Below are 19,288 nucleotides of genomic sequence, written 5' to 3'. Positions count from 1 at the left end.
CGCCCATGATTCGAATTGGTATTAGCGGAGGTCCTGGTACAGGTAAAACCAGTATTATTCAGGAACTCGAACAACGCGGACACACTTGCTTTCACGAGTATTCCAGAGAGGTAATCAAACATTCTCTGGAGAACAACTCCGATGTGCTACCCTGGGACAACCTACCTGCTTTTACGGAAAAGGTGATCGAAGGTCGACTTACCCAATACCACAGCGCCCAAGATCGCATTACGTCTTTTTACGATCGAACCATTATAGATTCTATTGCTTATCAGCACGTTGACCATCTTCCCGTTAAGCCTGAGTGGGATCAATTGGCCAAAATACACCGGTACCACGAACGCGTATTCATCACTCCACCTTGGGAAGAGATCTACCAACAAGACAATGAGCGACGTGAAACCCTAGAGAAACTCATTAGAATTCACGAAATTTTGTGTCATACTTACGAAGACTATGGATACCGCGTTATTGAAATCCCAAAGGCGTCGCTAAGTGAACGAACGGATTGGCTACTTGAACAGATTTGAGCAACGGAAGAAACATACACGAAACGCTAAAATCCTTTTTTGGATACGATAGCTTTCGTCCGGGCCAAGAGGAGATTATTCGCGATGTACTAGACCGAAAAGATGTCATTGCTCTGCTTCCCACAGGAGGCGGTAAAAGTCTGTGTTATCAAGTCCCAGCCCTTGCTCGTGATGGAGTGTGTATTGTGGTCTCTCCGCTCATTGCACTAATGAAGGATCAGGTCCAACAGCTCAACCAACGTGGGATTGACGCGGTTGCCCTCCTCAGTGGAATGTCCTATCGTGATATTGACCGTATTCTGGACAATGTGGTTTTTGGTGATGTCAAGTTTCTTTACCTCTCTCCAGAACGATTGAAAAGCGAGATTGTACGAGAACGCATCAAGCGAATGAACGTCAATTTGGTAGCCATTGATGAAGCGCACTGTGTTTCGCAATGGGGCTATGACTTCAGACCGCCCTACTTAGAAATTGCTGAAATACGTCCTTTTGTGAACGGGGCTCCATTCATCGCTCTTACGGCATCGGCCACTCCCGCAGTAATAGAGGACTTGAAAGGGAAATTACAGCTCGTCCATCCATCGGTACACAAGAAAACCTTCTTCCGCCCAAACCTGATTTTTAGGGTAGAGCATACGGAAGGTCCAGAGCAGCGTATCTTGGATATCCTTTCAGAAATTCCAGGGTCTGCGATTATTTACATTCGAAGCAGAAACCAAACAACCCACCTTGCTACGCGATTAGCAGCCATGGGAGTATCTGCGGTATCGTATCACGCCGGACTGGAGCGTCAGGATAGAGATATTCGTCAGGCCCAATGGATGGCAGGTGACATACGTGTGATGGTTGCTACCAATGCCTTTGGAATGGGCATTGACAAACCCGATGTGCGATTGGTTATCCACCTTGAACTTCCCGATGGTCCAGAGGCGTATTACCAAGAAGCAGGGCGCGGTGGTAGAGATGGAAAGCCCGCTTATGCCTACATGCTTCTTACCCCTAACTCAAAGCAGCGCCTAATTGAAAGGGTAAAATCACAATTGCCCGATCTTGAATTAGCACGTAGGGTATACACTGCCCTTGCCAATCATCTTCAAATACCCATTGGAAGCGGCGAAGGAACTTTTACAGGCCTAGACATACTAGGGTTCTCTAAGAAATATGACTTCGATCATCGCTCTGCGTTTCAAGCATTACTACTGTTAGAACGCTATGGCCTCATTCGACTTTCCGAAGGGTTTAAACCGAGGAGTACTGCACAAATCATACTGCCGCAACGCGAATTGTATGAATTTGAGGTGACGCACCCTCGCTTTGTGCCACTTATCCGACAAATGCTGCGGTGGTATGGCGGAATTACAACGGGGCCGACAGGAATAGACGAGCGAGCTTTGTCGGCTGCAATTCAACTCCCCGGTGTATCTGTGGTGCAGCAATTGAAAACTCTAGATGGGATGCGGGTGGTTGAGTACAGGCCCGCAACAAGTGGTCAGGGTTTGGAATGGACCATGGCACGAATGGAGAGCAACTACTTGCCCATTCAAAGAAAAGAATTGGTCAAGTTAGAGGAAGAGGCCATCAAGCGGATGAACGCCATGATCTACTTTGCTTCTCACGAACGAGAATGTCGATTTGGAGTACTTCTTGCCTACTTCGGGGAAAAGCCTGTTCGTTGCGGACAATGCGACCGCTGTAAAAGTGAAGACTATATAACTCCTGAAATCCCAGTAGACGAAGCCATTCGCACCGCATTAAGCACTTCGGATTACACCTTGTTAGAATTGGAGCAAAATCTCAATTCCTACCGTGTTGGTGACATTCGAAAAGCCCTCAGCATCTTAATGGACGAAGGGCAAATAAAGCGCAATCCCGACGGACACTATTCAATTCACAGCCGTTAACTTTGTAACATGAAGGCACGTATTGTATACATGGGCACCCCTGAATTTGCGGTAGCCCCACTTGAAGCATTGATTCAATCTCAACACGAAGTGGTGGCGGTTGTAACCGTACCCGATCGTCAAGCTGGTCGCGGAAGAAAACCAACTCCAAGTGCAGTTAAGGTATGTGCCGAAAAACACAACCTACCCATACTACAGCCCGAAAAATTGAGGGACGAGCAGTTCCAAGCTGAGCTCGTGTCGTACAATGCAGATCTATTTGTGGTGGTTGCCTTCCGTATGCTCCCTACTTCAGTTTGGTCCATGCCAAAGTTGGGTACTTTTAATCTCCACGCTTCCCTACTTCCTGATTATCGCGGCGCGGCTCCTATCCATTGGGCGGTAATAAACGGTGAAGAGAAAACCGGAGTGACCACCTTCCTCATCGATGAAGAGATTGATACTGGAAATATTCTCTTACAAGCCGAAACGTCTATTGGAGCAAATGAAACCACGGGGGAATTGTACCATCGATTGATGGACCTCGGTAGTCCTCTGGTAGTTGAAACTGTAGATGGACTGTTGAGTGGTAAACTGGAAGGAAAGACACAAAAGCATGTAGATTCTCCGAAGAACGCCCCCAAGTTGTTCCGAGAACATCAGTATGTGCCTTTAAATGATATCGCTGAAGCCGCACATAATCGCGTGCGTGGATTAACTCCCTTCCCTGCTCCTCTTATTGTACTAGAAACCAGTAGTGGCGAACGCATAGAAGCCAAAGTGGCCAATAGTACGTATGAAGAAGGCCAAATAGGTGAATGTGGCACACTGGAATGGCGAAAGAACGAGTTGGCCATTCAGTGCAAAAGTGGACTTCTCATCCTAGGTGAAATCCAATGGCCAGGGAAGAAAAAAATGGGGGTTGCCGACTTCAAAAATGGTTACACAGAGTATTCTGAGTTGAAAGCGCTCTGTACCCCTTGATTTTGCTGAGAACCTCTATTTGCAAGAAAAATCTGATGGGGTTTTCAACATTTCACCACTTTTATCAACAATAAGGCGCATTTATAGCCCTGAATCTTGCATGGATAGTGCATTCGTCTATATTTGTAAGGCATTCAAGCGAATTAGTATAACCAAAATTTCAATCGCCATGAACAAAGCTGAATTGATCGACGCGATGGCTGCTGATGCAGGTATCTCTAAAGCACAAGCAAAAAAGGCCCTTGACTCATTCACAGGTAATGTAGCAGGTGCACTTGGTAAAGGTGGCCGTGTTTCTCTAGTAGGATTCGGTTCTTTCTCTGTATCTAAGCGCGCTGCACGTGAAGGTCGTAACCCACAAACTGGTGCTCCGATCAAAATCGCTGCTAAAAACGTAGCTAAGTTTAAGCCAGGTGCTGAGCTCAACGACAAGTTGAACTAAGCCTAGCTTATAAGAAAAATCACCCCGACAAGCTTTTGCTTCGTCGGGGTTTTTTTATGCCCGTAAATGAGGGTCAGACTTCTGTTATCATAACCAATGATCAGATATTCAGATCAATATATGGTACGCAAGGGGAAAACAATACACTTTCAAACGAGTACCCTCTTCCATAGTGCAATTCGTACACATCGTTTTCATGCATCGATTCAGGGAAATACGTGAAGCGAATCTTTCTGTGTGTCGAGTACTTCATCGCTCCATCTTCATAGTAAAAGGATGCGTCCATGCCTTGATCTTCTGCGAAATATCTCGTTACTCTACCCAAGGAATCAGATAAGACCATGTAACCTCTTACGAACTCACCGTTCTTGACTTCCACACTCTCTGCGGCACGGTAGCTATATGACAATCTATACTTAACGAATGTTCCCCAAACCGTTGAGTCATTCTTCCGATCTGCCTTATATTCATCTACATACATTCCAGCAGGTGATAGATGGGTTTCCCGAACGCGTAGCCCATCTACATACTGGATCAACCTTTCCAATTGCCCATCTTCATATCTTAGGCATTCAACTACATGATGCTCTTTTCGACCATCTCCGTACTCTACCTCAATCGTTTGTTTCACTAAGAAGAGGTCCTCATCATAGTGATAGGATATGTCCCTTTGGATCATCTGAGAAGCTCCTTTGGAGTTCTCGAATTCATCCTTTCTCGTTTGAATGAGTCCGTTGTGATACGTGTATCTCGAGTGCTTTATCTTCCATCTTTCCCATTCCCAATTCTCTAAGGTCTCCATAGGTTCCAACTGTCGCGCTCGGACTTCTGTCATGGGGTCTAAATCACGGGGAGGTAGAAACATAGAATTGAGCCCGGGAACATCCATCTTGATCCATTCAACCTCTTCCCCTCTGGGATTTCCCTCGCACATGGAGTAAGAAATAATTTCATCATACTCATTAAACACAGTCACTTCAGCACTTTCAATCACCCGATCATAATCGATGAAGAATACCGTATCTGATAACAGGCCTCCTTCATTTCGGTAGGATCTTTTTAGGATTGCATTTGTTGGTACGGCCTTTCCGAAGATGGGATATTCATGAACATTATCTCTATTGATAATCAGTGTGCTCTTAAGCTGAGCATTTTGATAGTTGTGCTTCACTACTACATATCTCGCTATTCTATCCTTTCTCTCATATACATCTCTCCATTCGATGCCCTTCATCACTTTCGTATACACCACACGTCCTTTCGCATCACGAACGGTTCTATCCACTTCCTCTGGCTCTTGAAATCCCTCTCCATTCGGTTGTTTAAGTGCAGTTGAATGGATCACTGTATCGTCTTTCCAGGTGTATATCTCCTTTGATCGGAGTAGCAATGAATCGTGATTGCCCATTTCGTAGTTCAATCGCTCGCTTAACCGACCATCGTCGGAATACACATACCGATATTCACGGTAGAGGGAATAGAAATAACCAGAGGAATCATTCGGTTCAACTCGAGAAATGTATTGACGCTCCACATCGATCGCACCGTTATTGAGAAATTCCTTCTCCTGAATCAAATGCGCCGTTCCGTCTGGGTAAACCTTGTAAATGGTGTTATCTGGAACCCAAAATGCAACCGACTCCTGTACATCCAATGGCGTGGAAGCAGTTTGTTCTTTCTGACCAGAACAAGCGAAGAACAAAAAGAGAACGACAGGTAGCATTTTAATCATAGCTCTGTGAAAATAAAAAATGCCGAGCATAATTGCTCGGCATTTAGGTATTAGTCGCCCGAAGCTTGAAGCCCGGAGCCATTAATTATCATATCACCATTCCAGCAGCTACCGTTTCATTGGTCGTCTCATCAATCAAAATGATAGAACCTGTATGACGGTTTTTGCGGTATGAGTCTACGAACATCGGACGAGTGGAACGGATCTTCACTCTTGCGATATCGTTCATCTTGATGTCTTGATCCTCTTCATTTCTGTGAAGGGTATTCACATCAACTTTATAAACTACTTCCGTGATCATTGCACGAGCTTCATTCGTTGTGTGACGAATGATGTACTTCGCACGTGGACGTGGAGCGGCATTATTCAACCAACACAACATCACATCGAGGTCTTGTGAAGAATCTGGTTGATTATTCGGGCGAACAATCATATCTCCACGAGAAATGTCCACATCATCAGCTAGGTTGATCGTCACACTCATTGGAGGGAATGCCTCTTCAATCTCACCATCCATGGTAACAATACTAGTGATCGTCGATTCCAATCCACTTGGAAGAACCGTAACCTTATCCCCTGGCTTGAATACTCCACCTGCAATTCTACCTGCGTATCCACGATAGTCGTGGTATTCGTCAGAGTGTGGGCGAATCACCGTTTGTACTGGGAATCGGCAATCAATGTGGTTTTCATCGCTGCCAATGTGGATGGTTTCTAGTGTGTGAAGCAAAGTTCCGCCTTCAAACCAGCTCATATTCTCGCTTCGGTTCACTACGTTATCTCCATGAAGCGCTGAAATAGGAATGAAACGAACATCTTTGATGTCAAGTTTTGAAGCGAATTCTTCGTACTGATCAACGATTTCGTTGAAACGCTCCTCACTGTATTCTGCCAAATCCATCTTGTTTACACATACTACAATGTGCGGAATTTGAAGAAGAGAGGCGATAAAAGAGTGACGCTTCGTTTGCTCCAACACGCCGTTACGAGCATCCACCAAAATGAGTGCTACGTTAGCTGTAGACGCACCAGTAACCATGTTTCGGGTGTACTGAATGTGTCCTGGAGTATCGGCAATAATGAACTTTCTCTTGGGTGTAGCAAAATAGCGATAGGCCACATCAATGGTGATGCCCTGCTCACGCTCATCCTTCAAACCATCGGTAAGAAGACTGAGGTCAACATGCTGAAGACCTTTTTTGGTACTCGATTTCTCAACCGCATCCATTTGATCTTCAAACGTGCTCTTGCTATCGTATAGAAGACGACCGATAAGCGTTGATTTTCCGTCGTCTACACTCCCTGCTGTAGTAAAGCGAAGGAGTTCCATATCTAGATAATTGGTAGTATTCACAATATTCTTTTTGTCCGTTGAAACTTAGATGATCGGCTGTTTAGAAGTAACCCTGACGTTTGCGGTCTTCCATACTCGTCTCACTGCGCTTATCATCCTCACGATTACCGCGCTCTGTTACACGAGTTGAAGCCACCTCCTGAATAATTTTCTCCAAATCATCTGCATCAGATTCAACACCACCTGTAATGGTGATATCGCCGAGCGTGCGGAAACGGATCATTTTCACTTGAGGCTCATCGTTCTCACGAAGAGTGATGTAGTCAGAAACAGGCAACCAGCTATTGTGTCTCCAAATCACTTCACGTTTTCTAGCGAAGTACAGACTTGGAATCTCAATGTTCTCCATCAAAATGTACTGCCATACATCCATCTCTGTCCAGTTTGAAATCGGGAAGACACGGAAGTGCTCACCCATTCTCTTCTTACCGTTAAAGAGGTTCCAAAGCTCTGGACGTTGATTTTTAGGATCCCATTGACCGAAGTCATCTCTATGAGAGAAGAAGCGCTCTTTGGCACGTGCCTTCTCTTCATCTCTACGAGCACCACCCAAGCACGCGTCGTAACCCATTTCTTCAATGGTGTCGAGCAAGGTTGTGGTTTGAAGCGCATTTCGGCTCGCATTCGCTCCTGATTCCTCAAGAACGCGACCGTCATCAATGGATTTTTGAACACTACCTACCACGAGGTTGGCCCCCAAATCTTTGATTAATTGATCTCTGAACTCTATGGTTTCTGGGAAATTGTGTCCCGTGTCAATGTGTACCAATGGGAATGGGATCTTCGCAGGGAAGAATGCCTTTCTAGCCAAATGGGTTACAACGATGGAATCCTTACCTCCTGAGAATAAGATCGCCGGGTTATCAAATTGCGCATACACCTCGCGGATAACATAAATCGCTTCCGCTTCAAGCTCTTTAAGGTGTGAAAGATGGTAATTGCTCATATAGCTATTGTTTCGATGCAAAGATGCTAAATCCTACTAAATTGATATACTTTAAAATCAAAGTTTTTTCTCAATGAAACTGAGAACCTTAGCCACACTTTCAGCCAGATCTTCTGTATCGGTGTGCAAGTGGATGTCTGGACTTTCAGGAGCTTCAAACGGTGATGAAATTCCTGTGAAATCTGGAATTTCTCCTGCACGCGCTTTCTTGTAAAGTCCTTTTACATCTCGAGCTTCACAAACTTCCAATGGACAATCCACGAAGACTTCTACAAAATTCTCTGCTCCGACCGTTTGACGAACCTTTTCTCTGTCCGATTTAAACGGAGAGACAAATGCCGTAAGGACAACTAAGCCTGCATCTAACATCAGGTTGGCCACTTCACCAATTCTTCGAATGTTCTCTACTCTCCCACTCTCAGAGAAGTCGAGATCATTATTGAGTCCACGACGAACATTGTCACCATCCAAGATGTACGTTCGCGTTTTGCGCTCGTGAAGCACCTTCTCTACCGCATTTGCCACTGTGCTTTTACCCGATCCTGAAAGTCCTGTAAACCATAGAACCAATGGCTTATGGCCGTTCAGTTCTGCCCGCATTTCAGCGTTGACATCATGAATCTGTGGAATGACGATTACCTTCGACATTAGGCGTGAATGTTATATCTCAAAGTGAGATACGTTAGTATTGTAATGATATAAATGAGTGTCAGTGGTGCCCCAACACGCAAAAAGTCACTGCTCTTATACCCACCAGGTCCATACACCATGAGGTTGGTTTGATAACTCACTGGAGTTAAGAAAGATGCGGACGCTCCATAGGCTAGAGCCAAGAAATAAGGCGTTCCATCTACTCCATTTTGAGCAATAAGAGCTGCCACAATGGGGAATACAATGGCCACAGAAGCAACGTTTGTGACGAAGCTAGTGAGCACAACGGTAAGCAAGAAAACACTGGTGAGTATGGTAAAAGGACTGGCCCCATTCAGAAGTCCTGTAAGTCCATTGCTGATCCATGCCGCTGTTCCCGTGTGAATTAAGCTAGTACCCAAGGTTACTGCCGTTATCAGGATAATCAGCAAATCTGAATTGATATCCTTGCGCAAATCTTGAGCGGTAAACATTCCAAAGCTGGCAAGCACGCCGAGGAACATCAACAAGAACATAAAGAGATCTAAGTAACCCGCAAAAACTGCGCTCAATCCGAGAAGGGCCGCACCCATAATCCACTTCTTCTCTCTCTTGCCATTGGTCGCAATGCGTTCCATTACAGAAACGGTGTACAAATGCTTATTGCCAACAATGATGTTCTTGAATCGATTACCAGTAGTGATGAGTAGCAAATCTCCGAACTCCAATTCAACGTCACCAATCTTTCCTCCTAATCGTCTACCATCTCTGTGAATGGCAACAATGGCAGCATCAAACCGCTCTCTAAAATTGGTCTCTCTCACTTTCTTGCCGGCCAAATCAGATGTGATGGGAAGAAGTACTTCCACAACATCCAAGGCATCACCCATTTCAAATTTATCGCGCTTTGCTATCTCAAGGCCGTTATCATCCTTGAGCAATTCAACGATTCTATCAACCTCACCAGCGAAATAAAGTAGGTCGTTAGCCTGCAAACTTTCTGTTGGTGTTACTGGCGATATGAGTTTGTTTCCACGATAAATTTCAACCAAGAAAATACCGTCTAGGTTTCGCAGTCCCGCTTCCGTAATGGTTTTCCCCACTTTATTCGACTGTGGTAGAAGTACGGTTTCCACAATGTACTCTCGTCGGTTATGGGTAAAGTCCTCCAACACATCCTTGCGATTACTCAGCAGCTTATAACCCACAATCACTAGGTACAACAGACCAAAGCCGGTTACCAAGAGGCCCGGATATAGGAAATCGGAAAATGCCAATGGCTGTAGATCGTTGGCTTCTAACAATCCGTTTAAAACGAGGTTGGTACTGGTACCAATTACCGTGATGGTTCCTCCTAAAGTCGCGGCAAAACTCAATGGCATTAAGAATTTTGAGGGAGAGAGGTTTCTCTTCTTGGACCAGTTGTACACGTACGGAATCATCAAGGCCACAATAGGCGTATTGTTTACCACAGATGAAAGTAACGCTACCGAGGAAGTCATCCCTGCAAGAAAGGCGCGTGGTGATTTAATCGATCGGAACAGACCATCAATCAATCCCAAAAGGTTGAAATGCTTCCGCAGTGCTGAAGTAATAAAGATCAAAAGGAAGATGGTGAGAATACTTTTGTTGCTCACCGAAGAAAGCAGCACCTCAACGGGCACGATACCACTTACCACTAAAAGCATGGTAATCCAGCCAAACACCAGAGTGGGTTTGAAACGTTGGATGAACAAACTCACCGTAATGGCGAGCAAGGCTCCCAGAAGAATATAATGTACCGTAGTTTCTGTCATCTTTGTCCTGGTACTTCCAAATTAGGAGCATTTACCCCCCTCCCAATCTGTTCAGTACAAGTGCAATAATACAAAAATCTACTAATTCGATAGGATTAAATCAAGGAGCTAATCGATTCAAGGTCCATACGCCTTCCTCCAAGGTGTATAACAACCTATCATGCAACCTACTAGCTCTTCCTTGCCAAAACTCAATCTTGCTTGGAATCACAGCATAGCCTCCCCAGAAAAGCGGACAATCAGGTCCTGTTTCACCGTATTGGTCGGTATTCGCTTTCACGACCTCTTCCAACACTTCACGGTTTTCAATAATGGCAGATTGAGGTGAACTCAACGCACCAATTTGACTTCCAATCGGGCGTTCCTTGAAATACTTTTCATTCTCATCATAGGTCAAGCGCGTAACCTCACCCGAAACGCGAACTTGACGTTCGTGATCAGACCAGAAGAAAAGCAAGGTTGCCCTTGGATTCGCGTCCAATTGTTGTCCTTTTGCGCTGTTGTAGTTGGTGTAGAACACAAATCGACCTGACTCTACTCCTTTGAGAAGTACTATTCTCGCATCGGGCATGCCGTCTTTGGTTGCTGTAGCTAAGGTCATGGCCGTAGCATCACCCCTACCCGTTTCGCACCATTCTGCAAACCATGCGTCAAACATTTCCATGGGATTCTCTGGAGCATCGGCTTTATTTAGGCGACCTCTCACGTACTCCCTGCGATCTTTTCTGAGCTTTGTGTCTTCCATGCTACAAAATTCGTTGATTTGAGTTGGATTTCAATGAGAACCTAGCTAATTTGGAAACAATGGAAATTCCTACTACTGGCAAGCTACTAATCGCCGAACCCTTTTTGGGGGATCCCAACTTTGACCGCAGCGTCATCCTCATCACCGATCACGGTGAGGATGGTACCGTGGGCTATGTTCTCAATCGCCCTTTGGATTTAAAGGTAGATAGTGTGATTCCAGATTTCCCAGCGTTTGACGCCCCACTTTACAACGGTGGTCCCGTTGAACAGAGTAACTTGTACTTCTTGCACAAACGTCCCGATCTCTTTGAAGACTGCATTAAGATAGACGAGAATCTTTGCTGGGGAGGTGACTTTGAACGATTAAAGGAAGTCGTAGAGCTAGGGTTACTCCTACCTTCTGATATCCGCTTTTTCTTGGGGTATTCTGGATGGGGAAAAGGTCAATTACAAGCAGAACTCAGCGAGAAATCATGGCGAATTCTTCCTTTGGACACCATTCGTCTGTTTGATGAATCTCCTGAAAACTTCTGGAAAGCCGCCATCAATCAACTCGGAGGCGATTATCAGTTGTGGGCAAATGCTCCGTCAGACCCCTTGCTTAACTGATTCATTCAAAGCTGTGACAATTTCTAGAGCTTTTTGGTTGGAATACTTCTTCTTGCGGTATTGTCCAACCCATTGAATGCCATGCATCGCATTGCTCAACCAAACCTCATCGGCACGTTGAAGATCAAAAGGTGAAAAGCCTTTCTCTTCTACTTTTAATCCCCAAGCACTTGCAGAACGCAAAATATGCTTGCGCATCACTCCCTTCAAGGCGCCTGAACTCAATGGCGGCGTGGTCAGCGTATCTCCCGTAATCATATAAACATTGGAAGAAACAGCTTCAACGATGTGTTTGTCTTTATTGATGAGCAGGGCGGTATCGAGATCGTTTTCATCGGCATAAATCCCTGCCAAAGTATAGAGTAAGCTATTGGTCGTTTTCAAGTTGCTGAGCATCGATTCATGCACTTCATGATCCTTGTATACATCAACAGAAAGTCCTTCTGTATTCAATACGTACTCCACGTGTGGCCACGCCTCAACCTGAATGATGAACCCTTGATAGATTTTCTCTTTCGGTGTATACTTCCCCGGCGCATCGCGGTAAACCGTAAGGCGAACGCGTACGGCTCCGCGCTCCATGTGATTGGCGCGAATGGTTTCAAGCATTTGCTCTTCCAAGAATTCGGGGGACCAATCAAGCGGGATTTCCATGCGTAAAATTCGCATAGACGCCATCAAACGGAAATAGTGATCTTCCCACAAGAGAAAAGACTCTCCGTTGAACTTTACGGTTTCAAACAGCGCATCTCCATACTGAATGGGGCGGAAATCGGCTCTGAAGTGAACCGCATCGATGTCGAGAATCTCTCCGTTGTGATTGATCATGCGACAAAGGTACATTCAAAGCTGAATTGACAGAATAAAATTGTCATAGAAAGCATTTATAGCATATCACACCCCTTCTATCTTTTAGAGTGATAGGTATGAAAATAGAAAAGCCCCGCAAATGCGAGGCTTCTCAAGGTTAGGTTTACTTCTTAGTAAACAGAAAGGCGCTCAGTGCCTGTGAGCTTTTCACTCTTCACTTGAACAATGTAAACTCCTGGAGTCCAATTGCTCGCGTCAAAACGGAAGTCGTTGCTGTTTGGTTCAGCAGTAAATACCACGCGACCTGTAACATCAATTACTCGTACACTTTGAATAAGTTCTTCTGAACGAACGCGAACGTCGCCATTCGATGGGTTTGGATACATTTTGAAGTCAACCACCGCAGCTTCAACTACGCTGATATCATTGGCATCCATAACTGTCTTCATACGTGGAGTGATGAAATCCATTACAGTATCGATGTAAGCCAAACTTTGTGACTTGATGTTCGGGTTGGTCTCATTCGCTCCTAGTGGATCAGATGGGTCCCAGAAATCCCAAGGATTGGAGTTCACTGCAAACGGTAGGTTTGGATCAGCAGGTTGAATTCCAATTGGGTAAATACCGGAAAGGCCATCTGGGTTAGCTGGATGATTCTTAGAGATTGTCCATGTAGGATCGGTGTAGTTCTCACGCTGGAAAACGTAGTTATTGAAAAGCATGTTCGCTTTCTTGATAGCGGTGTAGCTACCAGCAACTTCTACTACATCCCAGAACTGACCGTTCACTGGAACGCGAACCATTCCCGAAACATAAGGCGCATAGAAATCATACACACAGTGAACCGACAACATTGGTACATCACCCGCTTCTAGCCAAGATTGATCTCCCAAGGCACCGCCCATGTTGATAACCATTCTAACATTTGAAGGTACACCTGCAATGTTCTCGATGTTTCTACCTGGAGCGTTGAAATCAATTACAGGCAATCCGTTGGAGTTAGTACCTGTGATTACCGCTTTACCGCCGAAACCATCCCAATCCCCTACGGTAGATGTATCTACATAAGGATCTCCAACATTCACTTTACCTCCAAAAATACCCACGGTATCTTGGTACTGGAATTTAGTAGGAGTGGTCAACTCGTTCAACTTATCGATGGTCGCATAAGCGAAGGTGATATAACCACCAGAACCTTGACCGATCAAGTAAATATTTTCATGGTCAACGCGAAGTGGGTTACCCATTGCCAATTGACTAGCGCGGATGTAACGAACGGCGTTTTTAGCATCTTGAACAGCATTATAAACAGCCATCAAGTTAGAACCGCGACGAAGGTCGAGATTTGACGTGTTGTTCGGCTGCCATCCCAATCTATAGGTAACCGACGCTGCAACATAACCCATTCGAGCGAATCGCTGACAAATTTCAACAGCAGCACTATCTTTTCTACCTCCCATCGGAGATACAAGACCTTTCGGCAAGAACGAACCCGTGTGGAAGTACATCACCACAGGGCGATTCATTTCATTATCAATAGCCGTGTCTGGCTGGTAGATATCCATATACAATGGAATCACCTGAGGACCACCCATTGCGGCTGGCACGTAAGCGCTAAAGTTGACGCCATAAGGCACGTCAGCTGTAACGGTAATATCGGCGTTCGTGAAAACCTCGTCCACGTAACGGGTTTGTCCACTTACAGCCATTGTTCCAGCCGCGAACAGGCCGGCAACGAGTAAAGACTTTTTCATAAGCTTTGTTCTGTTTATTGTTAGAAAGATAAGGATTAATCCACGGTGTATCAAGGTCTCCAATTGTAAGCGAGCGATAAATAAGCTAATCTGCCTACTTGAGGACCGCCATACACTTGATATACTTTGTTATTCAGCACATTACTTGCACCGAGTTTTGCTGTTAAATTCCAATCGGGAATCACATAGGTCACTTGCGCATCTAGCAAGTCGTAGCTATCAATGAAACCTGTAAACTGAGGCGAGCCTTCAAACTCGAATCCTTCAATCCACTTGTAAGTTACGTTAAAACCAATCTCGTGATTCTTGAATTTCACTGGAATTTCTCGCCCGCCAAAGCTGATGTTGAACTTGTTCTCTGGTGTGTTAAAGGCAGGAATAATAGGATCGTCTGTTGCCGTATTCAACACGTTCCAAGTGTAGTTTCCGCTTAGGTTGAAGTAATCGGCGAAGTAGTAGTTGAGTCCGATGGAAAACCCTTGGGTGGTTACAACGTCCTGCGCATTCGCCGCAATTCGATAGACATCCACATTTGTAATGGTTGGGAATTGAGGGTTGTCCGTAATATCTAGTCCTATTTGGTACCCGATAAAATCACGGTAGTAGCTGAAATAGTAGTTTGCATCTACATAAAGTGCTTTCCAAAGTGTGGTTCGGTATCCTATTTCGGCCGTTTGAACACGCTCTGGACGAATAGGATTAACACTAAAGTAGTTCATCTTGTAGTTCTGCTGATCCGTAATTGGTAGGGAAAGGAAATACTCGAGTTCATCTGCTGTGATTAGCGAATCGTATCCGTTCAGGTTACCGATCAACATGGCTGGGCCTACATTGTAGTACAAATATTGATCTTGAAGAGTAGGGTTGCGAATGGCACTGGAGAACGAAACTCTCAAGCTGTTGATTTCATCAATGTTGTAAACGACGGAAGCAGCTGGAGAGAATAGGTAATCGAAGTTCACATTCTTATCCATGCGAAGGGTGGCGCTTATCTTCCACTGTTCTCCGTTAAACATTCGCTCCCATCCACCGTAAACACCGTATTCCCAGTTCTGGATCACACGTCCGTTGGTATCGCTAAACAAGGTTCCGTTGGAGTTTGGCGTGTAAATACGACCGTTTCCTCCTACCGTAAAGTCCCCAAGATTAACAGGGTCAAACTTGTATTCACCTTGAAGGTGATAAAGTGACGAACGGTCTTCAAACATACTTCCACCATCCGCGAATGAAGTGGTTGTGATATAGTTGAATAATTTGTCGAATTCACGGGTGCCTGGCGTAGAGCCGGGGTTGCTCAAAGTGTTGTGAAGATCATTGTGCCACTGCGTTAGCTGTCCTCTATGTCTATCCACAAAATCTACCATGGCGGCATCGTATTCATTTTGAGGAAGACTCTCGCTTGGGTAGCCCGGTAGATTTCGCACCTGATTGCCATAATTGATCTTCCACAATTGAGAGTAGTTGTTGGCCCACACTCTACCCGACCTCAAACTGTCTTGCATACGAAGTGCTGTAAAGTAGGCATCGTAACTATTGCCGGCATCTTCATTGGTTGAATACGCTCGAACAAACCACTTGTCTTTGTTGCGAACTTCAACGCGGTTTTGGAAAAAGAGGATGTCTTTAAGGCTGTAGCGATTATCGCCCTGATAAACCGTGGTTCCCGTACCAAAGTTGAAGGCATAGATGAGTTCGATATCGCGATTGGGCTTATAGTGCAAACTCGTTCCCAACTTGATATTCTCAGTGTTGTAATCTACCAAATACTGCTCTTCTATCCCCGTTCTGTGATAAGTTCCCAATGCGGGATATTCTTTGGTTGAACCCGGTGTAAGATACCCCGTTTCATCACCGTAACGATTCACGGCATCGTATCCACCTGGATTATTAGCGGGAGACTCTGAACCGTCTGTAGGATTCATATTCGTAGCTTCCCAATCATCGGCTGCTAATCGATACAGATTGATCTTGTAGGCAAATACAGGCTCGCCTTCATCATTGTCAAAGGCCTGTGCCCATCGCACAGCTACTTCATTGAGGTTCCGCTCCCCCACTTTCACGCTTGCATCCAATCCACGAAAAACGAAAGGATCTTTGGTCGTCATTGAAATCACCCCATTAAAGGCATTCGGGCCATAGAACGCTGAACTCGCACCTGCGATGATATCCACGTTCATGACATCCAACTCTGAAGCTCCAAGGAAGTTACCCAAAGAGAAATTCAAACCCGGAGCCTGGTTATCCACACCATCAATGATTTGGAGGGAACGAACGGGTGAAGTAGAATTGAAACCACGGGTGTTAATCACTTTAAACCCAATACTTGCAGAAGTCAAATCCACTCCCTTCAAGTTACCTAAACCGTCGTAAAAGCTCGCACTAGGAGTTTCCTGAATCGCGCGTAAATCCAGCGCTTCAATGGTCAGTGCCGATTCTTCTTGCTTATCGCTCAACCTTCGTGCAACTACACTCACCTCCTCCAACACTTCTTGATCGGGAGATATACTGATGGTCATTTTGGAGCGAACGCTCGAAACATCCACGATTTTCTCCGCGTAGCCCATTCCCTGAACTTTGATCTGGGTTGGAATTTTAAAGAGCTGAATTTCGAATTCCCCATCAAAATTGGTGGAGACCGAAACACTTTGTCCTACTTCTGTAATCACAACACTCGGTAAAGGTTGCTTATCGTCAGCATCAATAATGACACCTGATAACAACTGAGCGTTAGAGAAATACGACAAAAACAAAAGACCTACGAGTACAATGTATCCCTTGCGCATAAAGGAGGATAGTTTCAATTGGAATGGAAATCTACCAAAAAAATTGGCATTTCAAACACCAAATTCTATTCGTTGCGCATAATTTTTACCGCCATAAAGTGTCAGGTTGACACCGATTTATTACCAAATGGAGGTAATTTGCTTCTGCAACTAATTCACTCATTTGCAGATGCTCGCACTTTCTTCAATCGAGCACTCAACAATGGAGGGGTCACTAAAGTGGTCAGAATGACAACAATAATTACAACAGCGAAGAGCTCGTCATTCAAAACACCTATCGATTTACCAATACTGGCGAAAATCAATCCTACTTCACCCCTTGGCACCAAACCGATACCAACGAGCAACTTGTCGTATCCCTTCTTCAAGAACATTCCTGCCAACAGTTTTCCAACAATGGCTACAACGGTAAGCATCAATCCCGCTAGGAGTACATCCCAATTTCCAAATGCCATGATATCCACTTGGAATCCCATCAACACAAAGAATACAGGTGCAAAGATGCCTTCAATTGGAGCAATCAAATCCTCAATGGTTTGATGATCGCGTTTGAAGCGCTTGAAGAGATCATCTCGCAACACCAAGCCCGCACAGAAAGCACCCACAATGCTGGCTAAGCCAATCACACTAGACAACCACGCGAAGAGAAGCAACAAGGTAAATGGAAAGAGTAAGAAGGTGTTTCTCCCTGCAAAGAAGCCAAAAAACTTGACTACATGACGTAGGAGGTATCGCTCAGTTACATATACAAACACTAAGAATAACAGGGCTTTGGCCACGATTACCACAATTTCAGTGAGGTCGATATTTCCACTGGTCACTAATCCACTTACAATAGCTAGAAGGATCAGTCCCATGATATCGTCGATAACCGCTGCACCTAGAACAAGCTTACTTTCCTTTAATTGCAAACTATTGGCATCCTTAAATACCCGGGCGGTGATTCCAATGGAAGTAGCTGCTAGGGTTGCCCCCACAAAGATGGCTACGTTTTGATCTTCAATTCCCGGAATGAGAAATTCTGCCACCAAGTAACCGAGGACAAACGGAAAGACCACTCCCAAAGTGGCCACCGAGAAACTAATAGATCCCATCTTGATCATTTCGGCACTGGAGACCTCCAGTCCAACCATGAAGAGCAGCAGCAATACCCCTAGCGACGAAAACAGTAAGGTGTAATTGGCATTTAGAAAATTATTCAAAAAGCCTTCGGACGTCATGACATTGACTATCCTAGCTTGTACATCATCGGGCAACTCGGTTTCATTGGCCACGTAGTTCTTCACTGCTACATCGAACTCAGCTTCCATATCTGAGGTTTCCTCGATGATTTCACGAATTTCATTCTGATATCGAATGGTGGTTACCAAGCGGTTGTTCAAACTAAAGAGCAATGCCCCTAGTGCTATTCCGATTATCAACTCCCCCAAAACCTCACTTTGCTTAAAACGACGGGCAATAAATCGACCCGAAACGGCGGCAATAAGAATGAGGAAAATGGCTAAAAATTCCTTCGTAAAAGGATCACTATGTCCCTCATCGGACGCGAAGGAGAGCGTTGGAAATAAGAATAAAAGACTGAAGAATAAACGCTTAGCGTATGGAATCATGAAATGTTTTTTGAGATGAACCCTTAAGATATATAATCTCGAACGCAATAAAAGCCATATCGTTCACAACATCTTCCTATAACATTGGTAGTACTTTCCAATTGGTGTTACTAAATTTGCGCTCCAACTCAGAAAAATTAGCCCTTTAGGTTATGTTGAATAAAATCATTCGTCTCGGACTTACCGCTCTCGTTCTTGTATGGGCCATCATCGAATTTGCTGATGGACACATCGGAAACGGAATTTTCATCACTTTGCTTTCGGGCATTGTGCTCTTCACCTACTTCCGTCACGAGCGCATGATTATGGCCTTGTGGTACATGCGTAAACAAGACATGGCTAAAGCGGCTAAACATGTGAATGCCATTAAAAATCCCGATCAATCGCTCACGAAGGGTCAAGTGGCGTACTGGTACTTCCTCAAAGGTGTTCTTGAATCTCAAACCAATATGAATAAAGCGGAGAGCTACATGCGCAAGGCTTTGAACACTGGATTGAGAATGAAGCAAGATCAGGCTATGGCCAAACTCCAACTCGCAGGAATTGCCATGTCTCGTCGCCGTAAGCGTGAAGCACAAGCACTTCTCACAGAAGCTAAGAAGTTGGACACTCGCGGAATGCTTGACGATCAAATCAAGATGTTTAAGCAGCAATTGAAGCGCATATAATTGGCCGACCTAT

Annotated in this window: 16 protein-coding genes; 6 read left to right on the top strand and 10 right to left on the bottom strand. The window is 44.9% G+C overall.

What is annotated here, in order from left to right:
• The first annotated feature begins 5 nt into the window (after positions 1-5).
• The 4 genes from F8C82_RS04425 (at position 6) to F8C82_RS04410 (ending at position 3,836) form a co-directional block, all read left to right on the top strand.
• Positions 6-530, top strand: coding sequence for an AAA family ATPase (locus F8C82_RS04425; protein WP_151692343.1), 525 nt, complete (start codon positions 6-8; stop codon positions 528-530).
• On the top strand, positions 527-2,431 hold the full coding sequence (locus F8C82_RS04420) for a RecQ family ATP-dependent DNA helicase (RefSeq protein WP_151692342.1): 1,905 nt from the start codon (positions 527-529) through the stop codon (positions 2,429-2,431). The genes F8C82_RS04425 and F8C82_RS04420 overlap by 4 nt, the downstream gene beginning before the upstream one ends.
• A 9-nt stretch (positions 2,432-2,440) precedes the next feature.
• Positions 2,441-3,394, top strand: a complete 954-nt coding sequence (fmt, locus tag F8C82_RS04415; protein ID WP_151692341.1) for a methionyl-tRNA formyltransferase — start codon at positions 2,441-2,443, stop codon at positions 3,392-3,394.
• 169 nt (positions 3,395-3,563) lie between these two features.
• On the top strand, positions 3,564-3,836 hold the full coding sequence (locus F8C82_RS04410; protein ID WP_151692340.1) for an HU family DNA-binding protein: 273 nt from the start codon (positions 3,564-3,566) through the stop codon (positions 3,834-3,836).
• A 100-nt stretch (positions 3,837-3,936) separates the two neighbouring features.
• On the opposite strand, the gene F8C82_RS04405 is transcribed toward F8C82_RS04410, so the two are convergent.
• From F8C82_RS04405 to pdxH, 6 genes are all read right to left on the bottom strand, one after another.
• Positions 3,937-5,598 carry a hypothetical protein gene (locus F8C82_RS04405; protein WP_151692339.1) on the bottom strand — a complete coding sequence of 554 codons (1,662 nt, stop codon included), beginning with the start codon at positions 5,596-5,598 and terminating at the stop codon, positions 3,937-3,939.
• A 58-nt stretch (positions 5,599-5,656) separates the two neighbouring features.
• Entirely contained in the window at positions 5,657-6,898 is a 1,242-nt protein-coding gene (gene cysN, locus F8C82_RS04400) for a sulfate adenylyltransferase subunit CysN (protein WP_151692915.1), read from the bottom strand.
• Positions 6,899-6,962: 64 nt separating this feature from the next.
• A complete protein-coding gene (gene cysD, locus F8C82_RS04395) occupies positions 6,963-7,868 on the bottom strand; it encodes a sulfate adenylyltransferase subunit CysD (RefSeq protein WP_151692338.1) in 906 nt (301 codons plus the stop codon).
• A 57-nt stretch (positions 7,869-7,925) separates the two neighbouring features.
• Complete coding sequence (cysC, locus tag F8C82_RS04390; RefSeq protein ID WP_151692337.1) at positions 7,926-8,516, bottom strand: adenylyl-sulfate kinase; 591 nt, start codon at positions 8,514-8,516, stop codon at positions 7,926-7,928.
• Positions 8,516-10,294 carry an SLC13 family permease gene (locus F8C82_RS04385; RefSeq protein WP_151692336.1) on the bottom strand — a complete coding sequence of 593 codons (1,779 nt, stop codon included), beginning with the start codon at positions 10,292-10,294 and terminating at the stop codon, positions 8,516-8,518. The genes cysC and F8C82_RS04385 overlap by 1 nt, the downstream gene beginning before the upstream one ends.
• Positions 10,295-10,394: 100 nt before the next feature.
• Entirely contained in the window at positions 10,395-11,039 is a 645-nt protein-coding gene (gene pdxH, locus F8C82_RS04380) for a pyridoxamine 5'-phosphate oxidase (RefSeq protein WP_151692335.1), read from the bottom strand.
• A gap of 59 nt (positions 11,040-11,098) precedes the next feature.
• Here pdxH and F8C82_RS04375 point away from each other — a divergent pair, with 59 nt between their 5' ends.
• Positions 11,099-11,650 carry a YqgE/AlgH family protein gene (locus F8C82_RS04375; protein WP_151692334.1) on the top strand — a complete coding sequence of 184 codons (552 nt, stop codon included), beginning with the start codon at positions 11,099-11,101 and terminating at the stop codon, positions 11,648-11,650.
• Here F8C82_RS04375 and F8C82_RS04370 read toward each other — a convergent pair.
• The 4 genes from F8C82_RS04370 to F8C82_RS04355 form a co-directional block, all read right to left on the bottom strand.
• Positions 11,630-12,478, bottom strand: a complete 849-nt coding sequence (locus F8C82_RS04370; RefSeq protein ID WP_170266152.1) for an aminotransferase class IV — start codon at positions 12,476-12,478, stop codon at positions 11,630-11,632. The two genes, F8C82_RS04375 and F8C82_RS04370, sit on opposite strands and share 21 nt — an antisense overlap.
• Before the next feature lie 152 nt (positions 12,479-12,630).
• Positions 12,631-14,214: a T9SS type A sorting domain-containing protein gene (locus tag F8C82_RS04365; RefSeq protein ID WP_151692332.1), complete on the bottom strand. Its 1,584-nt coding sequence runs from the start codon at positions 14,212-14,214 to the stop codon at positions 12,631-12,633.
• Between the two features lie 50 nt (positions 14,215-14,264).
• Positions 14,265-16,997 carry a TonB-dependent receptor gene (locus F8C82_RS04360; protein WP_151692331.1) on the bottom strand — a complete coding sequence of 911 codons (2,733 nt, stop codon included), beginning with the start codon at positions 16,995-16,997 and terminating at the stop codon, positions 14,265-14,267.
• Positions 16,998-17,152: 155 nt separating this feature from the next.
• The gene (locus F8C82_RS04355; protein ID WP_151692330.1) at positions 17,153-18,607 is read right to left on the bottom strand and encodes a cation:proton antiporter; all 1,455 of its coding nucleotides are present in this window, start codon (positions 18,605-18,607) and stop codon (positions 17,153-17,155) included.
• Between the two features lie 152 nt (positions 18,608-18,759).
• Between F8C82_RS04355 and F8C82_RS04350 the strand changes: the two genes are divergently transcribed.
• Positions 18,760-19,275: a DUF2892 domain-containing protein gene (locus F8C82_RS04350; protein ID WP_151692329.1), complete on the top strand. Its 516-nt coding sequence runs from the start codon at positions 18,760-18,762 to the stop codon at positions 19,273-19,275.
• The last annotated feature ends 13 nt before the right edge of the window (positions 19,276-19,288 follow it).

The organism is Phaeocystidibacter marisrubri (assembly GCF_008933165.1).
Lineage (GTDB): Bacteria > Bacteroidota > Bacteroidia > Flavobacteriales > Schleiferiaceae > Phaeocystidibacter > Phaeocystidibacter marisrubri.
Note: the sequence above shows the minus strand (reverse complement) of the source record. Positions and strands in the feature narration are given on the sequence as shown.